Genomic DNA, 23,851 nt, shown 5'->3' on the forward strand with positions numbered 1-23,851 from the left:
CTAGAGATTACTGGGTGGTGGGTGCACCGGCCTAGGCTGGTGCGTGTGAGCATCCTCGATCTTGCTTCGGACCCCATCGACTTGACGGCCGCCCTGGTCGACATCCCCAGCGTCTCGCACGACGAATCCGTCATCGCGCAGGCCGTCGAGGATGCGCTGCGTGAGCAGACTTCGGGCTTCGAGATCATCCGCAACGGCAACGCCGTGTTGGCGCGGACCTCGCGTGGTTTGCCCAGTCGCGTCATGCTCGCCGGACATCTGGATACGGTGCCCATCGCGGACAATGTCCCTTCGCGGCGTGACGGCGACATCCTGCACGGCTGCGGGACCGTGGACATGAAGTCGGGCGATGCGGTCTTTCTGCACCTGGCGGCCACCATCGAGAACCTGGCCCACGATCTGACCCTGGTTTTCTACGACTGCGAAGAGATCGCCGCAACCTTCAACGGCCTGGGACGGATCGAACGTGAGATCCCGGAATGGCTCGCGGCCGACGTCGCAATTCTCGGTGAGCCGACGGCCGGTTTCATCGAGGCCGGGTGCCAGGGCACGATGCGGGTTCGGTTGACGGCTTCGGGAACTCGCGCACATTCGGCCAGGTCCTGGCTGGGGGACAACGCCATTCACAAGTTCGGCGGTGCGTTGGAGCGGTTGTCGAGTTACCAGCCGCGCTCGGTCGACATCGACGGTTGCGGCTACCGCGAAGGTTTGTCGGCGGTGCGGATTTCTGGCGGGGTCGCCGGAAACGTCGTCCCGGACGAAGCCGAGATGGACGTCAACTTCCGATTCGCGCCCGATCGCAGCGAGGCGCAAGCCGAGTCGCACGTGCGCGAAGTGTTCGACGGTCTGGGCCTCGGATTCGAGGTCACCGACTCCTCACCCGGCGCGCTGCCTGGCTTGGCGAACCCGTCCGCTGCCGCCCTGATCGAGGCGGCCGGTGGTCAGTTCCGTGCGAAGTACGGGTGGACCGACGTGTCCAGGTTCTCGGCGCTCGGCATTCCTGCCGTGAACTACGGACCGGGTGATCCGAACCTCGCACACAAGCGCGACGAGCACGTTCCGGTGCAGCAGATCACCGACGTCGCGGCCGTGCTGAGGAAGTATCTGTCGGCCTGACCGTTAGCCTTGCCGCATGGCACCAGAGAAGAATTCGGCTTCGAAGAAGCAGAGCTCGTCGATCAAGCACCGCGGGCCCGTTCAGCTTCGACGCAAGCGCAAAGACGAGAAGACCACGACCGATCAGCGCTTGCTCGACAAGCGCGGACCCACGGACTGGGTACACACCGATCCGTGGCGTGTGCTGCGTATCCAGAGCGAATTCATCGAAGGTTTCGGCGCACTCGCCGAGGTCCCGCGTGCGGTGACGGTGTTCGGTTCGGCACGCACCACGGTCGATCATCCCGAGTACCAATCCGGCCGTGAGCTGGGAACGGCTTTGGCCGAAGCCGGATACGCCGTCATCACCGGCGGTGGACCGGGAGTCATGGAAGCTGCCAACCGCGGTTGCAGCGAGGCGGGCGGATACTCGATCGGTCTCGGCATCGAGCTGCCGTTCGAGCAGGGACTCAACGAGTGGGTGGATCTCGGAATCAACTTCCGGTACTTCTTCGCACGCAAGACGATGTTCGTGAAGTACTCCCAGGCATTCATCTGCCTGCCGGGTGGCTTCGGAACACTCGACGAGCTGTTCGAAGCACTGACCCTGGTGCAGACCCACAAGGTCACGCGCTTCCCGATCGTCCTGTTCGGTACCGAGTACTGGTCCGGACTCGTCGACTGGATTCGCGGCACCCTCGAGCGTGACGGCAAGATTTCCGAGGGCGACGTGAACTTGCTGCACGTCACCGACAGTGTGGAAGAAGCAGTACGAATCGTCCTCAACGCCGACAAGGGCGTCGACGAGGCCGCAGATCTGGGGAAAGAAGAAGAATGGTGACCGATTCCGACAAGAAGTACTCGATCTGCGTCTACTGCGCGTCGGGTCCGGTGGACGAATCGTTCCTGGCATTGGCTGCCGAGGTGGGAACCGCGATCGGTCGACGCGGATGGCAGTTGGTCTCGGGCGGTGGCAACGTCTCGATGATGGGCGCTGTCGCCGAGTCCGCTCGCGCGGCGGGCGCCTGGACCGTCGGCGTCATTCCGAAGGCCCTGGTGCACAAGGAAGTAGCCGACGTCGATGCCGACGAGCTGATCGTCACGGACACCATGCGCGAGCGCAAGAAGCTGATGGAAGATCACGCCGACGCGTTCATCACGCTGCCGGGCGGAATCGGGACGCTGGAAGAGCTGTTCGAGACGTGGACCGCCGGCTACCTCGGAATGCACGAGAAGCCAGTGGTGATGCTCGATCCCGTCGGGCACTTCACCGGCCTGCTCGAGTGGTTGAACAAGCTCGACGGGACCGGCTTCGTCGGGCGTCAGGCTTTGGACACTCTGTTGGTGCGGACGGACGTCGAGGCTGCGCTCGACGCGTGCGTCAGATCCTGATCAGACGCCTGCGTGAAACCCTGACCTGGGGCATGGCGGGCTTTATTACCGTGAAGTAAGGTGGCCGCAGACTGGGCGGCCGAATGGGCGCCGGATACGTGTTAGGGGAGCCATGAGTTCGGAAGCCCGTTCGACCGTCGGCCTGCTGGATCTGGCGGCAAAACTGCCGTCGATGATCACCGAGGTGCCGATCCTGGCGCGGGGGGCCGCCGGGCTCACCCGCAAGCCTTCGGCCAAGGAATCGATCGGGTTGATCTTCCAGAAGGCCGCGCACGCGCACCCGTCGCGCCCGTTCATCCGGTTCGAGGGCCACGCGACCAGTTACGCGGAGGCCAACGAACTGGTGAACCGCTACGCCGACGTCCTCCGCGGACGAGGAGTCGATCGCGGAGACGTCGTCGGAGTGCTGGCAAAGAACACCCCCGAAGCCCTGCTGATCGCGTTGGCCGCCGTCAAACTCGGCGCGGCTGCGGGCATGTTGAACTACAACCAGCGCGACGACGTTCTGGCACACAGCCTTACGCTGCTCGACGCGCGCGTCCTGGTGGTCGCCGACGAGTGCGAAGAGGCCCTCGAATCCTTGCCGGCGGGGTTTACCGGACCGAAGCAGCTTCTCGTCAGTGAACTCGCGGATCTGGCGAAGACGGCTGATGCCGCCAACCCGGCGGTCACCGCCGAGGTGCTCGCGAAGGAGAAGGCGTTCTACATCTTCACCTCGGGTACCACGGGAATGCCCAAGGCCAGCTTGATGACTCACTTCCGTTGGCTGAAGTCGATGTCGGGCCTCGGGTTGATGGGCGTGCGCTTGCGCGGCTCGGACACTCTGTACTGCTGCCTGCCGCTCTACCACAACAATGCGTTGACGGTCTCGTTGTCCTCGGTGCTCGCGTCCGGTGCGACAATCGCGATCGGACGTCAGTTCTCCGCCTCGCGGTTCTGGGACGACATCGCACTCAACAAGGCGACCGCGTTCACCTACATCGGCGAACTGTGCCGCTATCTGCTCAACCAACCGGTCAAGCCGACCGACAGCGACAATGCTGTTCGGCTGATGGTGGGTAACGGTCTGCGCCCGGAGATCTGGGCCGAATTCACCCAGCGCTTCGGCATTCCCCGCGTCGCCGAGTTCTACGGTGCGAGCGAATGCAACATCGCGTTCGTCAACGCACTCAACGTCGACAAGACGGCCGGGATCTGTCCGTTGCCGCACGCCGTCGTCGAGTTCGACGAGGACACCGGAAAAGCGTTGCGTGGAGCCGACGGTCGCCTTCGCAAGGTGTCCACGGGTCAGGTCGGGCTCCTGCTGTCGAAGGTCACCGACCGAGCGCCTTTCGACGGTTACACCGACGAAGCTGCGAGCAACAGCAAGCTGGTGCGCGGCGGATTCAAGGACGACGACACCTGGTTCGATACCGGAGACCTGGTGCGCAAGCAGGGATGGGGCCACGTCGCCTTCGTCGACCGTCTCGGCGACACCTTCCGTTGGAAGGGTGAGAACGTTGCCACCACGGAGGTCGAGGGCGCGCTGAGTTCGCACCCGGCCGTCGAGGAAGCGGTTGTCTACGGCGTCGAGATTCCGGGCACCGACGGTCGCGCGGGAATGGCGGCGGTCAAGCTGCGGGACGGGCAGAGCTTCGAGGGAAGCGAAGTTGCAGCTCACCTCTACGGCAAGCTTCCCAACTACGCGGTCCCGCTGTTCATCCGCATCGTCGACTCACTCGAACACACCAGCACTTTCAAGTCGCGCAAGGTGGAATTGCGCAACGAGGGTTACGACGTCGGCGCCGACACTCTGCACGTTCTCGAAGGCCGCGAGGGTGGTTACGTGGACTCGTACGACGAATACGTCGGAAAGGTCGCGGCGGGCTCGGTACCCAAGGGCTAGACCGAGTTCCGTCATGCCAGTATGAGTGGCATGTCTTCACTCTCCGGTTCGACCGCGCAGCCAGGTCCGGCGCCCACCCTGTGTGGGCGTCCGGTCGCGGTCGACCGTGCATTGGTGATGGCGATCGTCAACCGCACTCCCGATTCCTTCTACGACCAGGGCGCGACGTTCTCGGATTCGGCAGCGATGGCTGCCGTCGACAGGGCCGTCGACGAGGGCGCCGATCTGGTGGACATCGGGGGAGTGAAAGCCGGGCCAGGTGACCTCGTCGACGCCGACGAAGAGGTCAGGCGGGTGGTTCCGTTTGTCGCCGCGATCAGAGCCAAGTACCCCGAGCTGATCATCAGCGTCGACACCTGGCGGAGCGGCGTCGCGCGGTTGGCACGCGGCGAAGGCGCCGACCTGATCAACGACACGTGGGCGGGTGCGGATCCGGAACTCGTTGTGGTTGCCGCCGAGACTGGTGCCGGGATCGTCTGCTCGCACACGGGTGGTGCGGTTCCGCGCACCCGCCCGCACCGTGTCCGCTACGACGACGTCGTCGCAGATGTGGTCACCGAGGTCGTGTCGGCGGCAGAACGCGCCCTGGCACTCGGAGTGCCGCGTGACGCGATTCTGATCGATCCCACTCACGATTTCGGTAAGAACACCTTCCACGGGCTCGAGTTGTTGCGAAAAGTGGACGTTCTTGTAAACACCGGGTGGCCAGTGCTGATGGCGCTGAGCAATAAGGACTTCATCGGGGAGACTCTTGGTGTGGAGCTTTCCGAGAGGTTGGAGGGAACATTGGCAGCGACAGCAATGGCCGCGGCTGGCGGCGCCCGGGTGTTCCGTGTTCACGAGGTGGCGTCCACCCGTCGAGTAGTCGACATGGTGGCTGCGATCCAAGGACGCCGTGCCCCGGTACGTACGGTTCGAGGTCTGGCATGAGCATCACCGGTGCGGGCCCGACCCGCGTATGGGCAGAAGCCAACAGTTGGGACCATCCGAGTTGGACGGTCGCCGAACTCGAACGGGCGAAGGGTGGCCGAACCGTCTCGGTGGTGTTGCCCGCGCTCAATGAAGAGGACACCGTTGCTGCGGTGGTCGACACCATTCACCCGTTGCTCGGTGGTTTGGTCGACGAGTTGATCGTTCTCGATTCCGGTTCGACCGACCGTACCGCCGAGCGTGCTCGCGCGGCGGGGGCGACGGTGATCAGTCGTGAGAGCGCAGTCCCGTCCATCCCGCCGACCGCGGGCAAGGGTGAGGTGCTGTGGCGTTCGGTCGCCGCAACGACCGGCGATCTGATCGCATTCGTCGACTCCGATCTCATCAATCCCGATCCGGCGTTCGTGCCCAAACTGCTGGGGCCGCTGCTCACGGTGGACGGCATCCATCTGGTGAAGGGCTACTACCGCCGTCCGCTGCGCGTGAGCGGCACGGAGGACGCCAACGGCGGCGGACGAGTCACGGAATTGGTTGCGCGGCCCATGTTGGCTGCGCTGCGGCCCGAACTCACGTCGGTACTGCAACCATTGGGCGGTGAATACGCGGGCACCCGTGAGCTGCTGTCGGCTGTTCCGTTTGCGCCCGGCTACGGCGTCGAGATCGGCCTTCTGCTCGACACGTACGACACGTTGGGGCTGGCGGCGATCGGTCAGGTCAATCTCGGTGTGCGCAAGCATCGCAACCGGCCGCTCGCCGACCTCGGCGTGATGAGCCGGCAGATCATCGGAACGATGCTCCGGCGGTGCGGGATCGAGGATTCGGGTGCCGGGTTGACCCAATTCCTGGTCGACGGCGATTCTTTCGTGCCCGAGACCACTGAGGTTTCGCTACTCGATCGACCCCCGATGAATTCGATAGTGCGCACCGCGGGGGTCTGACCGCTCACACTCGGGTATGGGAGTATCGGTTCATGATGACGATCCTCCTGTACCTGATTGTCATGGCACTGGTCGGCGCGATGATCTTCCTCGCCGCCAGCGCTGTGTTCGGGCGCTCGGAAGAGCTGCCGCCGCTGCCTCCTGGCACGACGGCGACCGTACTCCCGGCAGAGGACGTCACCGGGGCGGATGTCGACGCTCTTCGTTTTCAGCAGGTGTTGCGTGGATACAAGGCGAGTGAAGTGGATTGGGCCCTGCATCGCCTCGGGTTGGAAATCGATTCTCTGCGTGCGCAACTGGGCCGTGACGAGAAGTCCGAGGTTCTGGTGAAGGTGGATGCTCCGGCCAAGGCCGAAGCAACGCAGGAGGCGCCTGAGACCGAATCCGAAGCGAAGGATTCCCAGGGCTGATGGCAGACGGACTGGTTCGGTGCGGCTGGGTGGTCGAGACGCCCGGTGACTCGCTGTACCGCGACTATCACGACGAGGAGTGGGGGCGTCCGCTGCACGGGCGCGACGAACTGTTCGAGCGGCTCGCCCTCGAAGCATTCCAATCGGGGCTTTCTTGGATCACGATTCTGCGCAAACGCGAGGCGTTCCGCGAAGCCTTCGACGGGTTCGATCCGGACAAGGTCGCAGCGTACGGAGTTGCGGATGTGGAGAGATTGCTCTCCGATGCCGCGATCGTCCGCAATCGCGCGAAGATCGAGGCGACGATTTCCAACGGCCGAGTGCTCGTGAATTCACCCGATCTGGACCTCGATTCGTTACTCTGGTCGTTCTCGCCGCCTCGACGCACCAGACGACTGACATCAATTGCAGAGGTTCCGGCGGTCACTCCCGAGTCGACTGCCATGGCTAAGGAACTCAAGCGACGCGGGTTCAAGTTTGTGGGTCCTACCACGGCTTATGCGCTCATGCAGGCTACCGGAATGGTCGACGATCACGTGGCTGATTGCTGGGTTCCGGCGCAGGTGTGACGGTCGACTGAACACCCCTAAATGTGACTCAGATTCCCGGTTCCTGCATCCATAGGGAACAATGGAGGGTACGAGCCTCGCTGATTGTTGGCGGGGCGCACCGTTAGTCGAGGCGCAGAGCAATGCAGCGCAGATCTGGAGGGAGCAGAGGATGGCGGCCATGAAGCCCCGGACCGGGGACGGTCCCCTCGAAGCAACCAAAGAGGGACGAGGAATCGTCATGCGGGTTCCACTCGAGGGTGGCGGACGCCTCGTCGTCGAGCTGACCCCGGATGAAGCTGCAGCGCTCGGTGTGGAACTCACGAACGTCACCAGCTAGTCGGGTCCAGGTTGTAGCAGTACGAACAACAGCACGTGATTGCACGCAGGCTCCGTATCCGTTTCGGTACGGGGCCTGAAGTGTGCGCACCGCCGGTAGCCGAAAGGACGGATCAATGCTTGCCGCCGTGGTCGATCTACTGTCCTGTCCGCAGTGCGCCGCAGAGCTGGAATTGGTGGACGGCGCCGCCGAGTGCGATCGCGGACATCGATTCGACGTGGCTCGCCAGGGTTACGTGAGCCTGATCAGTGGCGGTGCCACGAAGTTCACCGGCGACAGTGCCGAGATGATCGCCGCGCGTGCACGACTTCTCGGCGCCGGCCACTTCGGCCCGCTGATGGATGCCGTTTCCCGGGCCTGCGCGACGACGGCAGGGGCGGATCCTGCGCGGATCGTCGAAATCGGTGCAGGCACAGGACAATACCTCGCACACGTCGTGGATTCGCTGCCTGATTCTCGGGCAATAGCCTTGGACGTGTCCAAGTTCGCGGCACGGCGAGCGGCGAAGATCCACGAAAGGATCGGCTCGATCGTCGCGGACGTCTGGCAACCACTTCCGATTCGAGACGGAGTGCTCTCCCACGTGCTCTGTGTGTTCGCTCCACGCAACGGTCCGCAGTCCCATCGAGTTCTCGCCGATGACGGCGTTCTGGTGGTCCTGACGCCCACCGACAGGCATCTGCGCGAGCTGATCGACATTCTCGAGATGGTCAAGGTCGACGATCGCAAGGTGGAACGTCTCGAATCGTCGATGGCCGGCTTGTTCGAGCGCGTGAGCAGCGACGAGGTCGAGTTCACGATGTCACTCTCACACCAGGACGTCCTCGACTTGGTGGGGATGGGACCGTCGGCGAGGCACCTGACGCCCGCCGATCTGGCTGCCGCCGTGGCGAAGCTGCCGCAGCCGAGCACCGTCACCGCGTCGGCGACGGTCTCGACCTATCGCAAGATCTGACGCGGATCAGCGTCTCGTGACGGCGTCCGCGTAGACCTCGAGCGTCTGCTTGGCGATTTCGGCCCAGGAGAACTCGTCGATAGCACGGATTCTGCCCGCACGACCCATCGCGTCGGCGCCTTCTCGGTCGGCGACAACGGCATTGACGGTGGCAGCGAGTGATTCCTCGAATGCGTTCGGCTCGTAGGCGTTGTAGTGCACGAGTCGTCCGGTGACGCCGTCGGCGACCACCTCGGGGATACCGCCGACATCGGAAGCGACCACGGCGGTCTCACACGCCATGGCTTCGAGATTGACGATTCCGAGGGGCTCGTACACCGAAGGACAGACGAATACCGTTGCTGCCGAAAGTATTTCCCTGATCTGCTCGGTCGGGAGCATCTCGCGCACCCAGTAGACATTGCCCCGATGTCTGGCGAGTTCGGCCACTGCCTTCTCCGTTTCGGCGGCGATCTCCGGCGTATCGGGAGCGCCGGCGCACAGCACGAGCTGAATCTCCGGGTCGAAGTGGTGTGCTGCCGCGACGAGGTGCCCGACGCCCTTCTGCCTAGTGATCCGTCCGACAAAGGCCACGATGGGTTTTGCGGGGTCGACGCCGATCGACGCGAGTGCGGACGGCGCTCCCGGCGCAGATCCCCCGGGATGCCATACCTCGGTGTCGATTCCGTTGCGCACTACGTGAACGCGACTCGGATCGACGGCGGGGTACGCGTCGAGGACGTCGAGTCGCATACCTGAACTGACGGCGATGATCGCGTCTGCGTGCTCGACGGCGTTGCGTTCGGACCACGACGAGATCCGATAGCCGCCGCCTAGCTGTTCGGCCTTCCACGGGCGTCTGGGCTCGAGTGAGTGCGCGGTGAGGATGTGCGGCACGTCGTAGAGAGCTGACGCGAGATGCCCGGCCAGTCCGGTGTACCAGGTGTGGGAGTGGACGATGTCGACACCGGCCGCGGCGTCCGCCATCCGCAACTCGGTGGAGAGCGTCGTCAAGGCTGGGTTGGATCCGGCGAGAGCGGGGTCGGGAGAGTGGACGATCGCGCCTTCGCGCGGGGCGCCCATGCAGTGCACGTCGACCTCGCACAACCGCTTCATCTGAGCGACGAGCTCGGTTACGTGTACTCCTGCACCGCCGTAGATCTCCGGCGGGTATTCCTTGGTCATCATTGCGACTCGCACGCGCTAAACCTAACCGCCCGTGGTCGATCCGGCTACCGATCGCGTTATCCCCGACCGTTCGGAGGGGGACACGATCGGACCTCTCGGACTGCTTCGCTAGCGGGAGTTCACCAGTGCGGATAGGTTAGCGGTGTGAGAAGCCAGCCGCATGTGCTTGGAATCGTGCTCGCCGGGGGCGAGGGCAAACGCTTGTATCCGCTGACCGCGGACAGAGCGAAGCCCGCAGTGCCCTTCGGAGGTGCATATCGACTTATCGACTTCGTGTTGAGCAACCTTGTCAACGCGGGATATCTGCGTATTTGTGTGTTGACGCAATACAAGTCACATTCACTCGACCGTCACATTTCGCAGACGTGGCGATTGTCCGGGTTCGCGGGTGAGTACATCACTCCGGTCCCGGCCCAGCAGCGGCTCGGGCCGCGCTGGTACACCGGCAGCGCCGACGCAATCCTGCAGTCGCTCAATCTCGTTTACGACGAGGACCCCGAGTACATCGTGGTTTTCGGTGCCGACCACGTGTACCGGATGGATCCGGAACAGATGGTGCAGCACCACATCGAATCCGGGGCAGGCGTGACGGTCGCGGGTATTCGTGTACCGCGAAGTGAGGCTTTCGCTTTCGGCTGCATCGACAGTGACGAGTCCGGACGCATCACGCAGTTCCTGGAAAAGCCCGCCCATCCTCCCGGCACACCGGACGACCCAAATTCCACGTTCGCGTCCATGGGTAACTATGTGTTCACCACCAAAGTGCTCGTGGACGCCATCCGGGCTGATTCCGAGAACTCCGATTCCGACCACGACATGGGCGGAGACATCATTCCCGCCTTGGTCGCGGCGGGTGAGGCGTCGGTCTACGACTTCAAGGACAACGTCGTTCCCGGCGCTACCGATCGAGACCGCGGTTACTGGCGTGACGTCGGTACCCTCGACGCCTTCTACGACGCTCACATGGACCTCGTGTCGGTGCACCCGATCTTCAATCTCTACAACCGTCGCTGGCCCATCCGCGGCGCCACCGAGAATCTCGCGCCCGCCAAGTTCGTGAAGGGCGGACTCGCTCAGGAATCAGTGGTCGGTGCGGGGTCGATCCTGTCCGCGGCGACCGTGCGCAATTCGGTACTCAGTTCCAACGTGATGATCGAGGACGGTGCGACCGTCGAGGGCAGCGTGCTGATGCCGGGTGTGCGCATCGGCAAGGGCGCCGTCGTGCGGCGCGCGATCCTCGACAAGAACGTCGTGGTCGGTGACGGCGAAATCATCGGCGTCGATCTCGAACGTGACCGCGAACGATTTGCCGTCAGTCAGGGTGGCGTCGTCGCCATCGGTAAGGGCGTCTGGATCTAGAGCTTGCTCGCGCAGAGGAGGCCGTCGCCGAGGGGGAGGAGGACTCGAATGAGTCGCTCGTCCTCGGTCACGGCCTTTGCTGCTTCTCGGACCGCAACCGTTGTCGCGTCGCGAGCGGAGCTGTCGGCAACGCGGCCGTCGGCCAGGGCGTTGTGCAGAACGATGACACCGCCGGAGCGCAGCAGGCGGACACCTTCGCGGACGTAGTGGGGGTGGTCGATCGCGGCGCAGTCGACGAACACCAGGTCGTAGCCGCCGTCCGCGAGCCGGGGAAGTACGTCGAGAGCCCGTCCGTTGATCAGGCGAGTGCGTGCCGGAGCGATTCCGCTTTCGCGGAAGGTCAGCTTGGCCGCCCGCTGGTGTTCGGGCTCACTGTCGATCGTGGTCAGGACGCCGTCGTCGCGCATGCCGTGCAGAAGCCACAGGCTGCTCACGCCGGCTCCGGTACCCACCTCGACGGCCGTCTTCGCGTCGAGCATCCTCGCGAACATCGCGAGCGTCGCACCGACGGCGGGCGTCACCGGATGGGCTCCGAGATCCAGCGCTCGATCTCGCGCCGCGGTCAAAATCTCGTCCTCGGAAACTACGTCCTCGACGTGGCGGAGTATCTGTTCGGCGTGGGTCACGCTCATGAGGTTATCGGGCGGTTCGGATTGTCGCTGCAAGGCGCGCAGTCACCAGGATTCTCAGGAATCCCTCAGGCTCCTCATATGGCGTGCACACCGCGATGAGAAAAGGTGTATACATCGCCGGATCGAAGATCGCACGGCGGTATCGATTTTTACCAAGTTGGTCTTTCGCAGCTCGGTGATCGGGAACAAATCACAGCAACGGCTGGTTCTCCCGAATATCGCGCATTACGTGATTCGGACAACGCGGTGATCGAACTACGCGATCCCGAGCAGGAGGATCAACTTATTTACCAGGTCAACGACGAGCCTCGCCCTCGAGAGTCGGAAGTTTTGACGACGGAATCGGCTGTGGATTCCGAATTGATCGGCACTGCTGTGTTCGATGCAACTGGTGAGAAGTCCTCCATGCCGTCTTGGGACGAACTCGTGCGTCAGCACGGTGACCGGGTGTACCGCCTGGCCTACCGGTTGTCAGGCGATGCCCAGGACGCCGAGGACTTGACGCAGGACACCTTCATTCGGGTGTTCCGCTCGCTCTCCGACTATCAGCCCGGAACTTTCGAGGGCTGGTTGCACCGCATCACCACAAACCTGTTCCTCGACATGGTTCGCCGACGCAACCGCATCCGTATGGAAGCGCTGCCCGAGGACTACGACCGCGTTCCCTCACCCGGTCCGGACCCCGAGCAGATTTACCACGACGCGCGCCTCGACGCAGGTCTGCAGGCCGCACTCGACTCACTCGCACCTGAATTTCGCGCCGCTGTTGTGCTCTGTGACATCGAAGGTCTGTCGTACGAGGAAATCGGTGCCACACTGGGAGTGAAGCTCGGAACGGTTCGTAGCCGTATCCATCGTGGGCGACAGGCGATTCGTGATCATCTGGCAGCGCAGCGCGCAGCCGAATCCGAACTCGTCGGTTTCTGACGGTCGGGTTCGAGCTACAGAGCGGGACGTGGTCAATCACCTGGAGGGACGAATGACGGAGGCGCGGGCACATCGCCAGTTCGGTTCGACCGAACATCTGGCCAGCGAGGCAATCGCTGCCTACGTCGACGGAGAACTCCGAATGCAGGCCTACTTGCGGGCTTCGCATCACATCTCGATCTGCGCCGAGTGCGCTGCGGCCGTCGATGCTCAGCAGCAGGCACGTGGTGCGCTGCGTCGAAGCGGCGAGATGACGATGCCGTTGTCCCTGGTGGGACTTCTCAGTCAGATTCCCTCGTGCAACAGTCCGACCACCGGACCCAATTCGGAAAACGCCGACGGTTCCGTCGGCAATCAGCCCGCAGGCTTTTCCACCATCAGCAAGCGGTTGTCCCGTCGCTGGCGCAAATGACACCGCGCGCTGGCGCAAATGACGCCGCGCGCCAGCTTCCCGGCACGGATCAGTGATACTGGACAACGTGACTGACGGAAAGAGGGGGCACTCCGGAGTGAGCTCGGATTCTTCGGCAAGCGGTTCGGCGGATCGACCGGCAGATGCGCCGGTGCTCGACCCCCGGCCGGTGTACCGACCTCAGATCGATCCGGCCTCGCGCCAGGTGTTCGGTCGGCCGAGTGGAGTCGAGGGCTCGTTCACTCCGATTGCCACGCGATCGACCCCGTCTTCCGACGTCGTGATCGGGAATCCGGACCCGGTTCTGGCCGAAGCGTTCGGTCGACCGGCAGACGCCACCGAGTCGATCGGTCGCGATCCCGAGGCGTCGGCGAACAACACACCCGACGAAGAACCCCCGCGTGATCCGTGGCGCGATCCTGAATCCGAGGTCTCGCTGGGCAAGCCTGCAGAGTCCGAGGCGCCGGTGCGGTTGCCTCCCGCCCAGAAGCTCGACGTGCGTGAGCTGTTGTTCGGTCGCAAGGTCGCCCCCTCCGCACTGGCCGCGCTTGCGGGCATGGCACTTGTCATCGCTCTTGTCGGTGGCTTGCTCGCCACTGTCATCACCGCCGATCGCAGTTCACTCACCAGCTCACGTGTCACGCTGGTTCAATCCGGCGGCGGGGAACAGCCGGAGTCGCAGGTGGCGAAGGTCGCCGACGCAGTGCTGCCTTCCGTGGTGTCGATTCAGGTCGCCGTCGGTGACCAGGGCAGTACGGGTTCCGGTGTGGTCATCTCGGGTGAGGGGTACATCGTCACCAACAACCACGTGATCTCCTCGGCCGTACCGCCCGCTCAGGACGCGAAGATCCAGGTGATCTTCTCCGACGGAACCAAGACCGACGCCCAGATCGTCGGACGTGACGTCAAGACAGACCTCGCGGTGCTCAAGGTGTCGGCCAACAATCTGACGGTCGCTCAGCTCGGAAAATCCGAGGATGTTCAGGTCGGCGACGACGTCGTCGCCGTCGGCTCACCGCTCGGATTGAGCAAGACCGTCACCCGCGGAATCGTCAGTGCGCTGAACCGGCCTCTGCGTTTGTCGGGTGAAGGCACCGACACCAACGCCGTCATCGACGCCGTCCAGACCGATGCGGCGATCAACCACGGCAACTCGGGTGGTGCACTCGTCGACGACGAAGCCCGCGTCATCGGTATCAACACGGCCATGCTCAGCGAGTCCGGTGGTTCGGTCGGGCTCGGCTTCGCGATTCCGATCGATACGGTCACCGAGGTGGCGCAGACCATCATTCGCGACGGCAAGGTTCATCACCCCGACATCGGCGTGAATGCCCGCACCGCGGTCAACGACGCGACCAGCGGTGCTGCGGTGGCCAACGTCCGCGACGGCAGCCCAGCTCAACGTGCGGGAATCGTCGAGGGTGACGTCATCGTCAAGGTCGGTGACCGACCGGTGACGAGTGCCGACGAACTGGTGGTTGCGGTCAACGCGACGACCGTCGATCAGCCGGTCAACGTCCAGTTGATCCGCGACGGACGGCAGGTCGACATTTCGGTCACGCCGGTGTCCGACTGATCGGACCCTGCGATCTTCCTGTGAGGTTGATCCGGACATGCGCGCACCGAGCGAGCACACAGTAGGCTGACCCTGTGTTTGGCAACATCGGTTGGGGCGAGTTCATGATCCTCCTCGTAGCGGCTCTGGTCATCTTGGGACCTGAGCGGCTTCCTGGTGCGGTCTCCTGGGTCACGAAGTCCCTGAGGCAGGTGCGCGAATATGCTTCGGGCGCTTCCAATCAGCTCAAGGAAGAACTGGGCACCGATTTCGAGGATCTGCGTAAACCACTCGCAGATCTGAACAAGCTGCGCGGAATGACGCCGCGCGCTGTGATCACCCAGCACCTCCTCGACGGCGACGACTCCATCTTCACAGGCAACTTCGACAAGAAGCCGCAGAGCGGAGTGCAGGAGCCGAAGACGCTGTCGAAGGACAAGCCACTCACCGCGGGCGAACGTCCTCCTGTGGACTTCGACGCAACCTAGATTCGACATACGAAAGGGCGCCTCTCACCGATCGGTGACAGGCGCCCTTTCGCATGCGGGGTTCTACAAGTTGCGAACCGTATTGATACCGAGCGACATTCCGGCCAGCCCGCGCTGACGGACGGCCAACTTGTCGGCGATGTCCTTGAGTGCGATGGCCGCGGGTGAATCGGGAGCGCTGAGGACGATCGGCGTCCCGGCGTCGCCTGCCTCGCGGACGGACGGGTCCAGCGGAATCTGTCCGAGAAGCGGAACCTTGGCGCCGACGGCCTTCGTGAGGCGATCGGAGACGGTCTGCCCGCCGCCTTCGCCGAAGACGTCCATGCGGGTGCCGTCGGGAAGTTCGAGCCACGACATGTTCTCGACGACGCCGGCGACGCGCTGGCGGGTCTGCAGGGCGATGGCGCCCGCTCGCTCGGCGACCTCGGCAGCGGCCTGCTGCGGTGTGGTGACGACCAGGATCTCGGCGCTCGGGATGAGCTGAGCCACCGAGATGGCGATGTCACCGGTGCCTGGCGGCAGATCGAGAAGCAGCACGTCCAGATCGCCCCAGAACACGTCGGCGAGGAACTGCTGGAGCGCGCGGTGAAGCATCGGTCCGCGCCAGACGACAGGAGTGTTGCCCTGGGTGAACTGCGCGATGGAGATCATCTTCACGTCATGTGCAACCGGCGGCATGATCATGCGCTCGACCTGAGTGGGCTTGGCGTCGGTGCCGAGCATGCGGGGGATCGAGTGACCGTAGATATCCGCGTCGAGTACGCCGACAGACAGTCCGCGCGCGGCCATTGCTGCCGCGAGATTGACTGTCACACTGGACTTTCCGACGCCACCCTTGCCGGAGGCTACGGCGTAGACGCGGGTGAGTGAACCCGGCTGGGCGAACGGGATGACGGGTTCGGCGGAATCGCCGCGAAGCGACTTGCGGAGCTCGGTCCGCTGGGCGTCGTCCATGACGTCGAGTTCGACGCGGATCGCACCGACCCCGGCGACGTCGGCGACGGCCTTGGTGACGCGTTCGGTGATCTCGGTGCGCATCGGGCAACCGGCGGTCGTGAGATAGATGCCGATGTCGACGCTGTTGTCACTGGAGAGGGAGATCCCCTTGACCATCCCCAGCTCGGTGATGGGTTTGCGGATCTCTGGGTCCAGAACTCGCGCGAGCGCGGAGCGAACGTCGGACTCGGTCAGTACAGACATGACTCCATGGTAAGTCCAGGTAGGTCAGTGGATGCGCGGCAGGTCCGATGCGGCGGGCACGATGCCGGTGGAGTACCCGAGCGACCAGGCCAGAACGTTGGCAACGTAGGCGGCCGAGTTGTTGTAGCGGTGGATCGCGGAGGCAACCTGGGTGACGTCCTGCATGTTGAGTCCGCCGTCGCACAGGTACTTGCCGGTGGTCAGTGCGGAGTCGAAAAGGTTCTGGGGGTCGGCGATTCCGTCACCGTTGCCGTCGCCGGCGTACTGGTTCCAGGTGGACGGGATGAACTGCATCGGGCCGACCGCGCGGTCGTAGACGGTGTCGCCGTCGAGGGCGCCGCCGTCGGTGTCCATGATGACGGCCTGGCCGGGAAGGCTGCCGTTGAGTGGCAGGCCGATCACGGGCTTGTAGAGGTTGCCGTTCGCGTCGGCGTCCTTGCCGTCGTTGGCGTGGCCGGATTCGACGCGGCCGATACCGGCCAGGAGTGTCCAGTGCATGTTGCAGTTGGGCTTCTCGACGGCGAGGATCCGCTCGGCGTTCTGGTATGCGGCGACGCTCACGCTCGGGATTCCGAGTGCGCCCTCGGCCATGGAGGCTGGGAGCGGGGGAGTCGCCTGCACGGGAGCCAACGGCGCGGGTTCCGGCGCGGGGGCGGGAGCAGGCTCGGCGATTGCTTCGACGGCGGGCAGAATCTGCGCTTGCGGTTCCTGCGTGGCTTGCGCGGCAGTGTCCACCGTTTCGGCGGAGCTGGTGTTGAAGAACGGAACCTTGGGAGCGGCGCCGGCCGTGTTGGCTGCGGTGACGAGTCCGATAGGGATGAGTCCGGTGAGCGCGATGACCGAATTTCGACGGATGTGCGAATCTGTCTTCTTGCTGTGCCGACCCACTGTGTATGCCTCCTGAACCTCCGCGAGGAGGTTTTCCGTTCAACTGACGGAGTCGAGGCTACCTGATTTGTTGCGCTTCCGTTATTCAACCGTGATCTGGAAGGGCAGTTTGGGGCATATGCACTGTTCTTTCGTGATTTTTTGGTTACAGAGCGGGCATGCCGGGAAGGCCCGGGAAGAACGGCGCGAATGCCGGAGCCGGGGCCGGTTCCGGTGCGGGGGCCGGTGCGGGTGACGGAGCGGGCTCAGGCGACGGGGCAGCCGGCGGCGAAGATTCCGCGGGCGCTGCGTCGGTGGTGGCGGGTGCCGTGGCGGCTACTGCCATTCCTGGGACCGTGCACGGCAGAAGGATGCCGTCCTGCAAGGCGTCGAGTGCTGCTGGATCCGGAAGGATCACGCACATGTCGTCGGGCCAGCGCCATCCCTCAGCCGTCAGAATCGGCCAGACGAGACCCCGTGAGGTGAGGACGGGGAGCGGGATGATCGGACCGGGAGCCGCGTTCCGGGCGGCGTTGGGTCCCGGAGTGGGGCTGGTCGGCGTTACTCCCGGCGGGATCAGTGCCTGGATCTCGGGTGAGAGCGCGGGCATGCCGGGCAGGCCTGGGAAGAGAGGGGGGGTGGTGGTCGGAGTCGTCGACGCAGATTCCTTGTCGCCTGCCGCCGGGTCGGTAGCTGCAGCAGCGGCGAGAACGGCCGAAGCGGCGGAGTCTGCCGAGGCGGCGGCGTTGATCGCCGAGCTGCCGGTGTTGATGCCGGTGGTGTACGGGAGCTGGCCGGAAGGAATGACACCGTTCTTGTATGCCGTCGACCACATGATCACGTTTGCCGCGTAGGCGGCCGAGTTGTTGTACCGCAGAACAGCTTTGGTCTCCTGGGCGACATCGCGCAGGTTGAGTCCGCCGCTGCAGAGGTACTTCGCTGCCGAGAGCGCCGCATCGAAGACGTTGTTGGGGTCCTTGATTCCGTCCCCGTTGCCGTCGCTGGCATAACCGGCCCAGGTGGCCGGAATGAATTGCATCGGCCCGACAGCGCGGTCGTGGGTCGGGTCTCCGTCGATCGCGCCCTTGTCGGTGTCCCGAATGACTTCGTTGCCTGCCAACCGTCCGTCGAGGACGGGGCCGAGGATCGGGGTGACCGTCGTACCCACCGAGGTCGTCTTGCCGCCGTTGGCGTGACCGGATTCGATGCGTCCGATGCCGGCCAGGAGATGCCAGGGGATGCCGCAGCCCGGCGCCTCGGTCATCATCACCAGTTCGGCGGATCGGTACGCGTTCAGAACGATCTCGGGGATGCCCAGAGAAGTGAGGACGACGGCCGCAGCGTGGGGCGCTGCCGGAGCGCCGGCGACCGTATCGCTGGGTGGGGCCGATCGTTGCGTTCGGACGGTGCGGGGCGTCGGGAGGAAGTCGACAGAGTCCGGCTGCGCAACGGAGGCGGAGCCTGCAAGGGCAATGGGGACCTGCGACCCGCCGGATGGTGCGCTTCCGGCCGTGAGGGCTGCTGGACCTGTTACGACAAGCAGTCCCCCCACCAGTGTGGATGCTGCAATCATTCCGCGTACTCGCACGATTCCCCTTTGCTGGTGCTCCCGCCTCGGAGTACCCACCGTGATAATCCATCCTGCTGTGACTTACGTTACATATCGGTCACGGTGCGTGCAGCAAAACTCAGCGAACGCTCAGCTAGTTGTGACTTTGTTTCGCAGTATTCGAGTCACGGTGCTTCTTCTTCGGGGTCGGTTCGCCGTCGGCGGCAAGGATCGACTTGATCTCCTCGAGCTCCCGCCGCAGGTAGTCGCGGGTGGCGACCTCGCCGACGGCGATGCGCAGCGCTGCGAGTTCGCGAGCGAGGAATTCAGTGTCCGCTTTGGTTTGCTCGGCGCGTGAGCGGTCCTCCTCGAGCGAGACCCGGTCGCGATTCTCCTGACGATTCTGGGCCAGGAGGATCAGCGGCGCCGCGTAGGCAGCCTGGGTGGAGAAGGCGAGGTTGAGCAGGATGAACGGATACGGGTCCCACTGCAGCGCCACCGCGAACACGTTGATCAGGATCCAGACGATCACGATGATCGTCTGGATCGCGAGATAACGCCCGGTACCGAGGAAGCGGGCGATGCGTTCACTGACGCGTCCGACAGCTTCGACGTCGAAATCGAGATTGAACCGGCGGCTTCCGCGAGGCGTTTCCAGTCGTTGCCGTGCGGTCGTGCTCGACGCCCGTTCGCTCATCGGAGTAGTTCCTCGTCGTCGGAGTAATCCTCACGCCAGTCTTCCGGCAGGAGGTGATCGAGCACGTCGTCGACTGTCACGGCCCCGATCAGGTGGTTCTCGTCGTCCACGACCGGCCCGCATACCAAGTTGTAGGTCGCGAAGTATCGGGTGACCGACGCCAGCGAGTCGTCCGGCGCCAACCGGGGCATGTCGGTGTCGAGTATTCCGCCCACAAGGCTGGCGGGAGGCTCGCGGAGAAGCTTCTGCAAGTGGACGCAGCCGAGATACCGCCCGGTCGGAGTCGCGGTCGGCGGACGTACGACGAAGACCATGCTCGACAGCGCCGGGGTCACGTCGTAGTTGCGGGCGCGGGCAAGGGCCTCGGCGACGGTCGTCGAGGCCGTCAGTACCACCGGTTCGGGCGTCATCAGGCCACCGGCAGTGTCCGGGGAGTGCTCGAGCAGGCGTCGAACAGGTTCGGAATCCTGCGGGTCCATCAACTGCAACAGTGATTCGGCTTCGGTCTCGGGCAGCTCGCCCAACAGGTCGGCGGCATCGTCGGGATCCATCGCTTCGAGTAGATCGGCGGCACGTTCGACTTCCAGGTGCATCAGCAGATCGGTCTGGTCGTCCGCCGGCAGTTCCTGCACGACGTCGGCGAGGCGTTCGTCGTCGAGTGCCACGGCCAGTTCGTGGCGGCGCTTCTCCGGCAGTTCCCGCATGGCGTTGGCCACATCGGCGGGTCGCATGCCTTCGTACTGCAGAAGGAGGTGAGCTACGCCCTGGCCGGGGAGCGAGAGATCGCTCTGGGTGAGGCCGGCGACGTGCTGCCAGTCGACGATGTGAATCGCCGCGCGTCGACCGAGGCGTCCGCGATGGCCGCGAACGGCGACCTTCGAGACGACCCAGTCTCGCGTTCGCGTCGATTCGATCCCGAGGTCGACGACTATCGTGTCGACGCCGTGAAGCTCCTCGAGTTCCGGGTCGTCCACGCGCACATGCGAATCGAGTACCTGCGCCAGCGCGAGTACTTCACCCGGCCGCTGGTTGAAGCGCCGCAAACTGACGTTGCCCGTGGTCAGGGTGACCGCACTCGGCTCGATGGCTGTCACGCGGAGCATCGGAACGAAAATGCGTTTGCGCGTGAACATTTCGATCACCAGACCGAGAACCCGCGGTTGCTGGCGTCCGATACGGACCGTGATGACGACGTCGCGCACACGACCGATCGATTCGCCGTCCGGGCCGAGTACAACCAGGCCGGCAAGCCTGGCTGCAAATACCTTGCCTGCTGCTGCCATGATTGCAAGGCTAATTCGTCCAGCGTCAAAATCTGCAACGGCGCCACCGAAAATCGAGAAGGGCAGTCCGCAATGACTTCACGCAACCGTTCCCGTCGATCGGTATTGGCAGTTCCCGGCAGCAGTCGGAAGATGATCGACAAGGCGAAGGGATTGCCCGCCGACGAGATCTTCCTCGACCTCGAAGACGCGGTGGCGCCGTTGGCGAAGCAGGCGGCACGAGAGTCGATCGGCGACGCGTTGGCCGAGGACGGGTGGGGCAAACAGGTCAAGGTCGTCCGGGTCAACGACTGGACGACCGAATGGACGTATGCCGACGTCGTGGAGGTGGTCGGCCGCGCCGGAGCGCATCTGGACGCCATTCTGCTGCCCAAGGTTCCCGACGCGAGTCACGTCCAGGCACTCGATTTGTTGTTGACGCAGGTCGAGAAGGCCAACGGTCTCGAGGTCGGCAAGATCGGAATCGAGCCGCAGATCGAGAACGCGATCGGCTTGACCAACATCGACGCGATCGCCACCGCGAGCCCCCGCGTCGAGGCACTCGTGTTCGGCCCGGCCGACTTCATGGCGAGCTTGAACATGCGAACTCTGGTCGTCGGTGAGCAACCGGACGGCTACGACCGCGGTGACGCGTATCACCACATCTTGATGACCATCTTGATGGCCGCACGTGCACACGGCGTCCAGGCGATCGACGGTCCGTACCTCCAGATTCGCGACGTCGAGGCTTTCGCTCGGTCGGCGGCGCGGACGGCAGCGCTCGGCTTCGACGGCAAGTGGGTTCTGCATCCCACGCAGATCGAGGCGGCCAACGAGGTGTTCAGTCCGCGCCAATCCGATTACGACCGTGCAGAACTCATCTTGGACGCGTACGCGTTCCACACCTCGGCCGCCGGAGGAGGGCGGGGCGCCGTCATGCTCGGCGACGAGATGATCGACGAGGCGAGTCGCAAGATGGCACTGGTGATTTCGGCCAAGGGCCGCGCCGCGGGGATGACGCGCACGTCGGAATTCACGCCGCCCGAACACGCCTGACGCTCGCATAGCCGAACGAATCAGGTCTGTAAAGGGCACAATAGGGGTAGATGTACTTGCGTCATCCGCGTGGATGACGTGCCCGAAAAGAGGAGCGCTGCCAGCCATGTCCAATCCGCTCGGTCAATCGTCGAATGGGTCGCGCCGTGGAGCGTTGCCGACACCGCCTTCGGGATGGCCCATCGGGTCGTATCCCACCTACGCCGAGGCGCAGCGCGCAGTCGATTACCTCTCCGATCAAGAATTCCCGGTTCAGGACGTCACGATCGTCGGCGTGAACCTGATGCAGGTCGAGCGCGTTCTCGGCCGGTTGACGTGGGCCAAGGTGATCGGTGGTGGCATCGTCTCCGGTGCCTGGCTCGGTGTCTTCTTCGGCCTGGTGCTCGGAATCGTCACCGGCGGGTTCCTCGCTCCGCTGATCGCGGGCATCGTGGGCGGCATCATCTTCGGTGTCATCTCCACGACCATCCCGTACGCCGCGACGCGTGGGCAGCGGGACTTCGCCTCGACGATGCAGTTGGTCGCCGGACGTTACGACGTACTGTGTGAGCCCAAGACGGCGGAGTCTGCGCGCGACCTGCTCGCCAAGCTCGCCATCTGACATTCTCGCTCGGGCTGCCAACTTGTGTGATCTCGGTTACTTTATGTACACGCGGGCGAGGCAGTACTCGCTTCCCGTGACCGTTTGCCGGACAAGGAAATAGGTCCCTTCTCCGGCAAAAGTGCCGATGTGTGGTGCGTCGGCCAGCCGAATCGACTGCGCCGTCTCGCCGCCCGAGGAGGACGGCTGTGCAGAACAAGAGATTGCAGGCGGGGCAGAAGAAGAAATTGAGGGTGGGGCTGCTCGGCGCGGCGACATTGTTGTTGGCGCCCTTGCTCAGTGCGTGTGGATCAGACAATGACGACGGCGTGGTGCTGTCCTTCTACACCGCCGCCGACGGCGCCGAGCAGTATGCGGAGGCTGCCGCCAATTGTTCGGCGGCGTCGAACGGCGCGTACCGGGTCGAGCAGAAAACTCTGCCCAAGGGTGCCGACGACCAGCGACTTCAGTTGGCCCGGCGTCTGACCGGCAATGACAAGTCACTCGATCTGATGACGCTCGACGTGGTGTGGACTGCCGAATTCGCCGAAGCCGGATGGGCATTGCCGCTTCCTGACGACGTGGCGGCCGAGGTCAGCAACGGGACTCTCGAGGGTCCGCTGGAGTCGGCGAAGTGGCAGGACCAGCTCTATGCGGCGCCATTGAACACCAACACCCAATTGCTCTGGTATCGAAAGGATTTGATGCCGGACGGGCAACCACCCCAAACCTGGGATCAGATGATCGACATCTCCGAAGGCCTGGCCGCGGAGGGGCGCCCCAGCTGGATCGGTGTGCAGGGCAAGCAGTACGAAGGATTGATGGTCTGGTTCAACACCCTTCTCGCCAGTGCCGGCGGATCGGTGGTGGGGCCCGACGGAACAACCGTGACGGTGGCCGACGGTGATGCTGCCCAGCAGGCGCTGACCGTCATGAAGCGCGTCGCTACCGCGAAGGGTGCGGATCCCTCGATCTCGCAGGGGGATGAAGCGTCGTCGCGACTGGGTATGGAGAGCGGCAAATCTGCCTTCCAGGTCAACTGGCCGTTCGTGCTGCCCGGCATCATGGAGAACGCCGAGAAGGGCGATCTGCCGTACATCGACGACAAGGGCAACGTCACCAGTGAGAACACCGGAAACACGGTGCTCACGGTGAACGGAGAACGGAATTTCCTTGCCGCTCCGTATCCCTCGGTTATCGAGGGTAAGCCGGCCGAGGTCACGATCGGCGGCTTCAACGTAGCGGTGGCCAAGACCAGCCAGCATCCGGACCTCGCGTTCGAGGCGCTCACCTGTCTGCGTAACGAGGAGAATCAGCGCAACAACGCGGTAGCCGGTGGCGTTCCGCCGACTCTCGAGAGCCTGTACGACGACCCGGCGTTCCAGGAGGCGTACCCGGCGTGGCGTGAGGTTCGCGACAGCCTGGACACCGCTTCGGTTCGTCCGGTTTCTCCTGCCTATCAGAGTATTTCGACGCTCATCACTGCCACGCTGAACCCTGTAGGAAACATCGATCCGGAATCGACCGTGAACGATCTTGCCGAGCAGGTACGTAAGGCAGTCAATTCCGAGGGGCTGATTCCGTGACGATCGACAGCGAAAATTCGG

25 protein-coding genes are annotated in these 23,851 nt (G+C 64.0%); 18 read left to right on the plus strand and 7 right to left on the minus strand.

What is annotated here, in order from left to right:
• The first annotated feature begins 45 nt into the window (after window positions 1-45).
• From dapE to QM596_RS09045, 10 genes are all read left to right on the plus strand, one after another.
• Window positions 46-1,116, plus strand: coding sequence for a succinyl-diaminopimelate desuccinylase (gene dapE / locus QM596_RS09000; protein ID WP_021332795.1), 1,071 nt, complete (start codon window positions 46-48; stop codon window positions 1,114-1,116).
• Window positions 1,117-1,132: 16 nt separating this feature from the next.
• A complete protein-coding gene (locus tag QM596_RS09005) occupies window positions 1,133-1,936 on the plus strand; it encodes an LOG family protein (protein WP_003945176.1) in 804 nt (267 codons plus the stop codon).
• Window positions 1,930-2,487 carry an LOG family protein gene (locus QM596_RS09010; protein ID WP_020908470.1) on the plus strand — a complete coding sequence of 186 codons (558 nt, stop codon included), beginning with the start codon at window positions 1,930-1,932 and terminating at the stop codon, window positions 2,485-2,487. Before QM596_RS09005 ends, QM596_RS09010 begins: the two co-directional genes overlap by 7 nt.
• 112 nt (window positions 2,488-2,599) lie before the next feature.
• Window positions 2,600-4,372 carry a long-chain-acyl-CoA synthetase gene (locus tag QM596_RS09015; RefSeq protein ID WP_019749365.1) on the plus strand — a complete coding sequence of 591 codons (1,773 nt, stop codon included), beginning with the start codon at window positions 2,600-2,602 and terminating at the stop codon, window positions 4,370-4,372.
• A 30-nt stretch (window positions 4,373-4,402) separates the two neighbouring features.
• Window positions 4,403-5,302: a dihydropteroate synthase gene (gene folP, locus QM596_RS09020; protein WP_037249509.1), complete on the plus strand. Its 900-nt coding sequence runs from the start codon at window positions 4,403-4,405 to the stop codon at window positions 5,300-5,302.
• Window positions 5,299-6,240 (plus strand): glucosyl-3-phosphoglycerate synthase, encoded by a 942-nt coding sequence (locus QM596_RS09025; RefSeq protein ID WP_019749363.1) that lies wholly within the window; start codon window positions 5,299-5,301, stop codon window positions 6,238-6,240. The genes folP and QM596_RS09025 overlap by 4 nt, the downstream gene beginning before the upstream one ends.
• A 32-nt stretch (window positions 6,241-6,272) precedes the next feature.
• Entirely contained in the window at window positions 6,273-6,650 is a 378-nt protein-coding gene (locus tag QM596_RS09030) for a DivIVA domain-containing protein (protein WP_020908467.1), read from the plus strand.
• Window positions 6,650-7,219: a DNA-3-methyladenine glycosylase I gene (locus QM596_RS09035; RefSeq protein WP_283308706.1), complete on the plus strand. Its 570-nt coding sequence runs from the start codon at window positions 6,650-6,652 to the stop codon at window positions 7,217-7,219. The genes QM596_RS09030 and QM596_RS09035 overlap by 1 nt, the downstream gene beginning before the upstream one ends.
• A 151-nt stretch (window positions 7,220-7,370) precedes the next feature.
• Entirely contained in the window at window positions 7,371-7,538 is a 168-nt protein-coding gene (locus QM596_RS09040; RefSeq protein WP_003945169.1) for a DUF3117 domain-containing protein, read from the plus strand.
• 115 nt (window positions 7,539-7,653) lie between these two features.
• Window positions 7,654-8,493, plus strand: a complete 840-nt coding sequence (locus tag QM596_RS09045) for a putative RNA methyltransferase (RefSeq protein WP_020970207.1) — start codon at window positions 7,654-7,656, stop codon at window positions 8,491-8,493.
• A 6-nt stretch (window positions 8,494-8,499) separates the two neighbouring features.
• Here the strand turns inward: QM596_RS09045 and glgA are convergent, their stop codons facing one another.
• The gene (glgA, locus tag QM596_RS09050) at window positions 8,500-9,672 is read right to left on the minus strand and encodes a glycogen synthase (RefSeq protein ID WP_070386685.1); all 1,173 of its coding nucleotides are present in this window, start codon (window positions 9,670-9,672) and stop codon (window positions 8,500-8,502) included.
• Between the two features lie 132 nt (window positions 9,673-9,804).
• Between glgA and glgC the strand changes: the two genes are divergently transcribed.
• Window positions 9,805-11,019, plus strand: coding sequence for a glucose-1-phosphate adenylyltransferase (gene glgC / locus QM596_RS09055; protein ID WP_003945185.1), 1,215 nt, complete (start codon window positions 9,805-9,807; stop codon window positions 11,017-11,019).
• On the opposite strand, the gene QM596_RS09060 is transcribed toward glgC, so the two are convergent.
• Window positions 11,016-11,651, minus strand: a complete 636-nt coding sequence (locus QM596_RS09060; RefSeq protein ID WP_007736091.1) for an O-methyltransferase — start codon at window positions 11,649-11,651, stop codon at window positions 11,016-11,018. The two genes, glgC and QM596_RS09060, sit on opposite strands and share 4 nt — an antisense overlap.
• A gap of 330 nt (window positions 11,652-11,981) precedes the next feature.
• On the opposite strand from QM596_RS09060, the gene sigE reads away from it, so the two are divergent.
• The 4 genes from sigE (at window position 11,982) to tatB (ending at window position 15,033) form a co-directional block, all read left to right on the plus strand.
• The gene (sigE, locus tag QM596_RS09065) at window positions 11,982-12,578 is read left to right on the plus strand and encodes an RNA polymerase sigma factor SigE (protein ID WP_029255812.1); all 597 of its coding nucleotides are present in this window, start codon (window positions 11,982-11,984) and stop codon (window positions 12,576-12,578) included.
• 52 nt (window positions 12,579-12,630) lie between these two features.
• On the plus strand, window positions 12,631-12,990 hold the full coding sequence (locus tag QM596_RS09070; RefSeq protein ID WP_020970204.1) for a hypothetical protein: 360 nt from the start codon (window positions 12,631-12,633) through the stop codon (window positions 12,988-12,990).
• A gap of 97 nt (window positions 12,991-13,087) precedes the next feature.
• Complete coding sequence (locus tag QM596_RS09075) at window positions 13,088-14,566, plus strand: S1C family serine protease (RefSeq protein WP_046378902.1); 1,479 nt, start codon at window positions 13,088-13,090, stop codon at window positions 14,564-14,566.
• A 74-nt stretch (window positions 14,567-14,640) separates the two neighbouring features.
• Entirely contained in the window at window positions 14,641-15,033 is a 393-nt protein-coding gene (tatB, locus tag QM596_RS09080; RefSeq protein ID WP_003945177.1) for a Sec-independent protein translocase protein TatB, read from the plus strand.
• Between the two features lie 63 nt (window positions 15,034-15,096).
• Here the strand turns inward: tatB and QM596_RS09085 are convergent, their stop codons facing one another.
• The 5 genes from QM596_RS09085 to QM596_RS09105 all read right to left on the minus strand — a co-directional run bounded on the left by QM596_RS09085 (window position 15,097) and on the right by QM596_RS09105 (window position 20,629).
• Window positions 15,097-16,233 (minus strand): Mrp/NBP35 family ATP-binding protein, encoded by a 1,137-nt coding sequence (locus tag QM596_RS09085; RefSeq protein WP_003945178.1) that lies wholly within the window; start codon window positions 16,231-16,233, stop codon window positions 15,097-15,099.
• Between the two features lie 24 nt (window positions 16,234-16,257).
• Window positions 16,258-17,121 carry a lytic transglycosylase domain-containing protein gene (locus QM596_RS09090; protein WP_003945171.1) on the minus strand — a complete coding sequence of 288 codons (864 nt, stop codon included), beginning with the start codon at window positions 17,119-17,121 and terminating at the stop codon, window positions 16,258-16,260.
• A 145-nt stretch (window positions 17,122-17,266) separates the two neighbouring features.
• Window positions 17,267-18,688: a lytic transglycosylase domain-containing protein gene (locus QM596_RS09095; protein WP_283308707.1), complete on the minus strand. Its 1,422-nt coding sequence runs from the start codon at window positions 18,686-18,688 to the stop codon at window positions 17,267-17,269.
• A 115-nt stretch (window positions 18,689-18,803) separates the two neighbouring features.
• A complete protein-coding gene (locus QM596_RS09100) occupies window positions 18,804-19,346 on the minus strand; it encodes a DUF1003 domain-containing protein (RefSeq protein WP_003945067.1) in 543 nt (180 codons plus the stop codon).
• Window positions 19,343-20,629 carry a magnesium transporter MgtE N-terminal domain-containing protein gene (locus QM596_RS09105; protein ID WP_019749352.1) on the minus strand — a complete coding sequence of 429 codons (1,287 nt, stop codon included), beginning with the start codon at window positions 20,627-20,629 and terminating at the stop codon, window positions 19,343-19,345. The genes QM596_RS09100 and QM596_RS09105 overlap by 4 nt, the downstream gene beginning before the upstream one ends.
• A 72-nt stretch (window positions 20,630-20,701) precedes the next feature.
• Here QM596_RS09105 and QM596_RS09110 point away from each other — a divergent pair, with 72 nt between their 5' ends.
• From QM596_RS09110 to QM596_RS09120, 3 genes are all read left to right on the plus strand, one after another.
• Window positions 20,702-21,664, plus strand: a complete 963-nt coding sequence (locus QM596_RS09110) for an HpcH/HpaI aldolase/citrate lyase family protein (protein WP_019749351.1) — start codon at window positions 20,702-20,704, stop codon at window positions 21,662-21,664.
• A 106-nt stretch (window positions 21,665-21,770) separates the two neighbouring features.
• The gene (locus QM596_RS09115) at window positions 21,771-22,265 is read left to right on the plus strand and encodes a general stress protein (RefSeq protein WP_003945065.1); all 495 of its coding nucleotides are present in this window, start codon (window positions 21,771-21,773) and stop codon (window positions 22,263-22,265) included.
• Window positions 22,266-22,492: 227 nt separating this feature from the next.
• Window positions 22,493-23,830 (plus strand): ABC transporter substrate-binding protein, encoded by a 1,338-nt coding sequence (locus QM596_RS09120; RefSeq protein WP_029538448.1) that lies wholly within the window; start codon window positions 22,493-22,495, stop codon window positions 23,828-23,830.
• Window positions 23,831-23,851: the final 21 nt, after the last annotated feature.

Source organism: Rhodococcus sp. IEGM 1406, assembly GCF_030056745.1.
GTDB lineage: Bacteria > Actinomycetota > Actinomycetes > Mycobacteriales > Mycobacteriaceae > Rhodococcus_F > Rhodococcus_F erythropolis.

What these genes read in the sequence shown, in the direction of transcription:
- QM596_RS09005 (WP_003945176.1), top strand. Translation starts at nt 1,133, where the DNA reads ATGGCACCAGAGAAGAATTCGGCTTCGAAGAAGCAGAGCTCGTCGATC.
- QM596_RS09010 (WP_020908470.1), top strand. Translation starts at nt 1,930, where the DNA reads ATGGTGACCGATTCCGACAAGAAGTACTCGATCTGCGTCTACTGCGCG.
- QM596_RS09015 (WP_019749365.1), top strand. Translation starts at nt 2,600, where the DNA reads ATGAGTTCGGAAGCCCGTTCGACCGTCGGCCTGCTGGATCTGGCGGCA.
- folP (WP_037249509.1), top strand. Translation starts at nt 4,403, where the DNA reads ATGTCTTCACTCTCCGGTTCGACCGCGCAGCCAGGTCCGGCGCCCACC.
- QM596_RS09025 (WP_019749363.1), top strand. Translation starts at nt 5,299, where the DNA reads ATGAGCATCACCGGTGCGGGCCCGACCCGCGTATGGGCAGAAGCCAAC.
- QM596_RS09030 (WP_020908467.1), top strand. Translation starts at nt 6,273, where the DNA reads ATGATGACGATCCTCCTGTACCTGATTGTCATGGCACTGGTCGGCGCG.
- QM596_RS09035 (WP_283308706.1), top strand. Translation starts at nt 6,650, where the DNA reads ATGGCAGACGGACTGGTTCGGTGCGGCTGGGTGGTCGAGACGCCCGGT.
- QM596_RS09040 (WP_003945169.1), top strand. Translation starts at nt 7,371, where the DNA reads ATGGCGGCCATGAAGCCCCGGACCGGGGACGGTCCCCTCGAAGCAACC.
- QM596_RS09045 (WP_020970207.1), top strand. Translation starts at nt 7,654, where the DNA reads ATGCTTGCCGCCGTGGTCGATCTACTGTCCTGTCCGCAGTGCGCCGCA.
- QM596_RS09060 (WP_007736091.1), bottom strand. Translation starts at nt 11,651, where the DNA reads ATGAGCGTGACCCACGCCGAACAGATACTCCGCCACGTCGAGGACGTA.
- QM596_RS09070 (WP_020970204.1), top strand. Translation starts at nt 12,631, where the DNA reads ATGACGGAGGCGCGGGCACATCGCCAGTTCGGTTCGACCGAACATCTG.
- QM596_RS09085 (WP_003945178.1), bottom strand. Translation starts at nt 16,233, where the DNA reads ATGTCTGTACTGACCGAGTCCGACGTTCGCTCCGCGCTCGCGCGAGTT.
- QM596_RS09100 (WP_003945067.1), bottom strand. Translation starts at nt 19,346, where the DNA reads ATGAGCGAACGGGCGTCGAGCACGACCGCACGGCAACGACTGGAAACG.
- QM596_RS09105 (WP_019749352.1), bottom strand. Translation starts at nt 20,629, where the DNA reads ATGGCAGCAGCAGGCAAGGTATTTGCAGCCAGGCTTGCCGGCCTGGTT.
- QM596_RS09110 (WP_019749351.1), top strand. Translation starts at nt 20,702, where the DNA reads ATGACTTCACGCAACCGTTCCCGTCGATCGGTATTGGCAGTTCCCGGC.
- QM596_RS09115 (WP_003945065.1), top strand. Translation starts at nt 21,771, where the DNA reads ATGTCCAATCCGCTCGGTCAATCGTCGAATGGGTCGCGCCGTGGAGCG.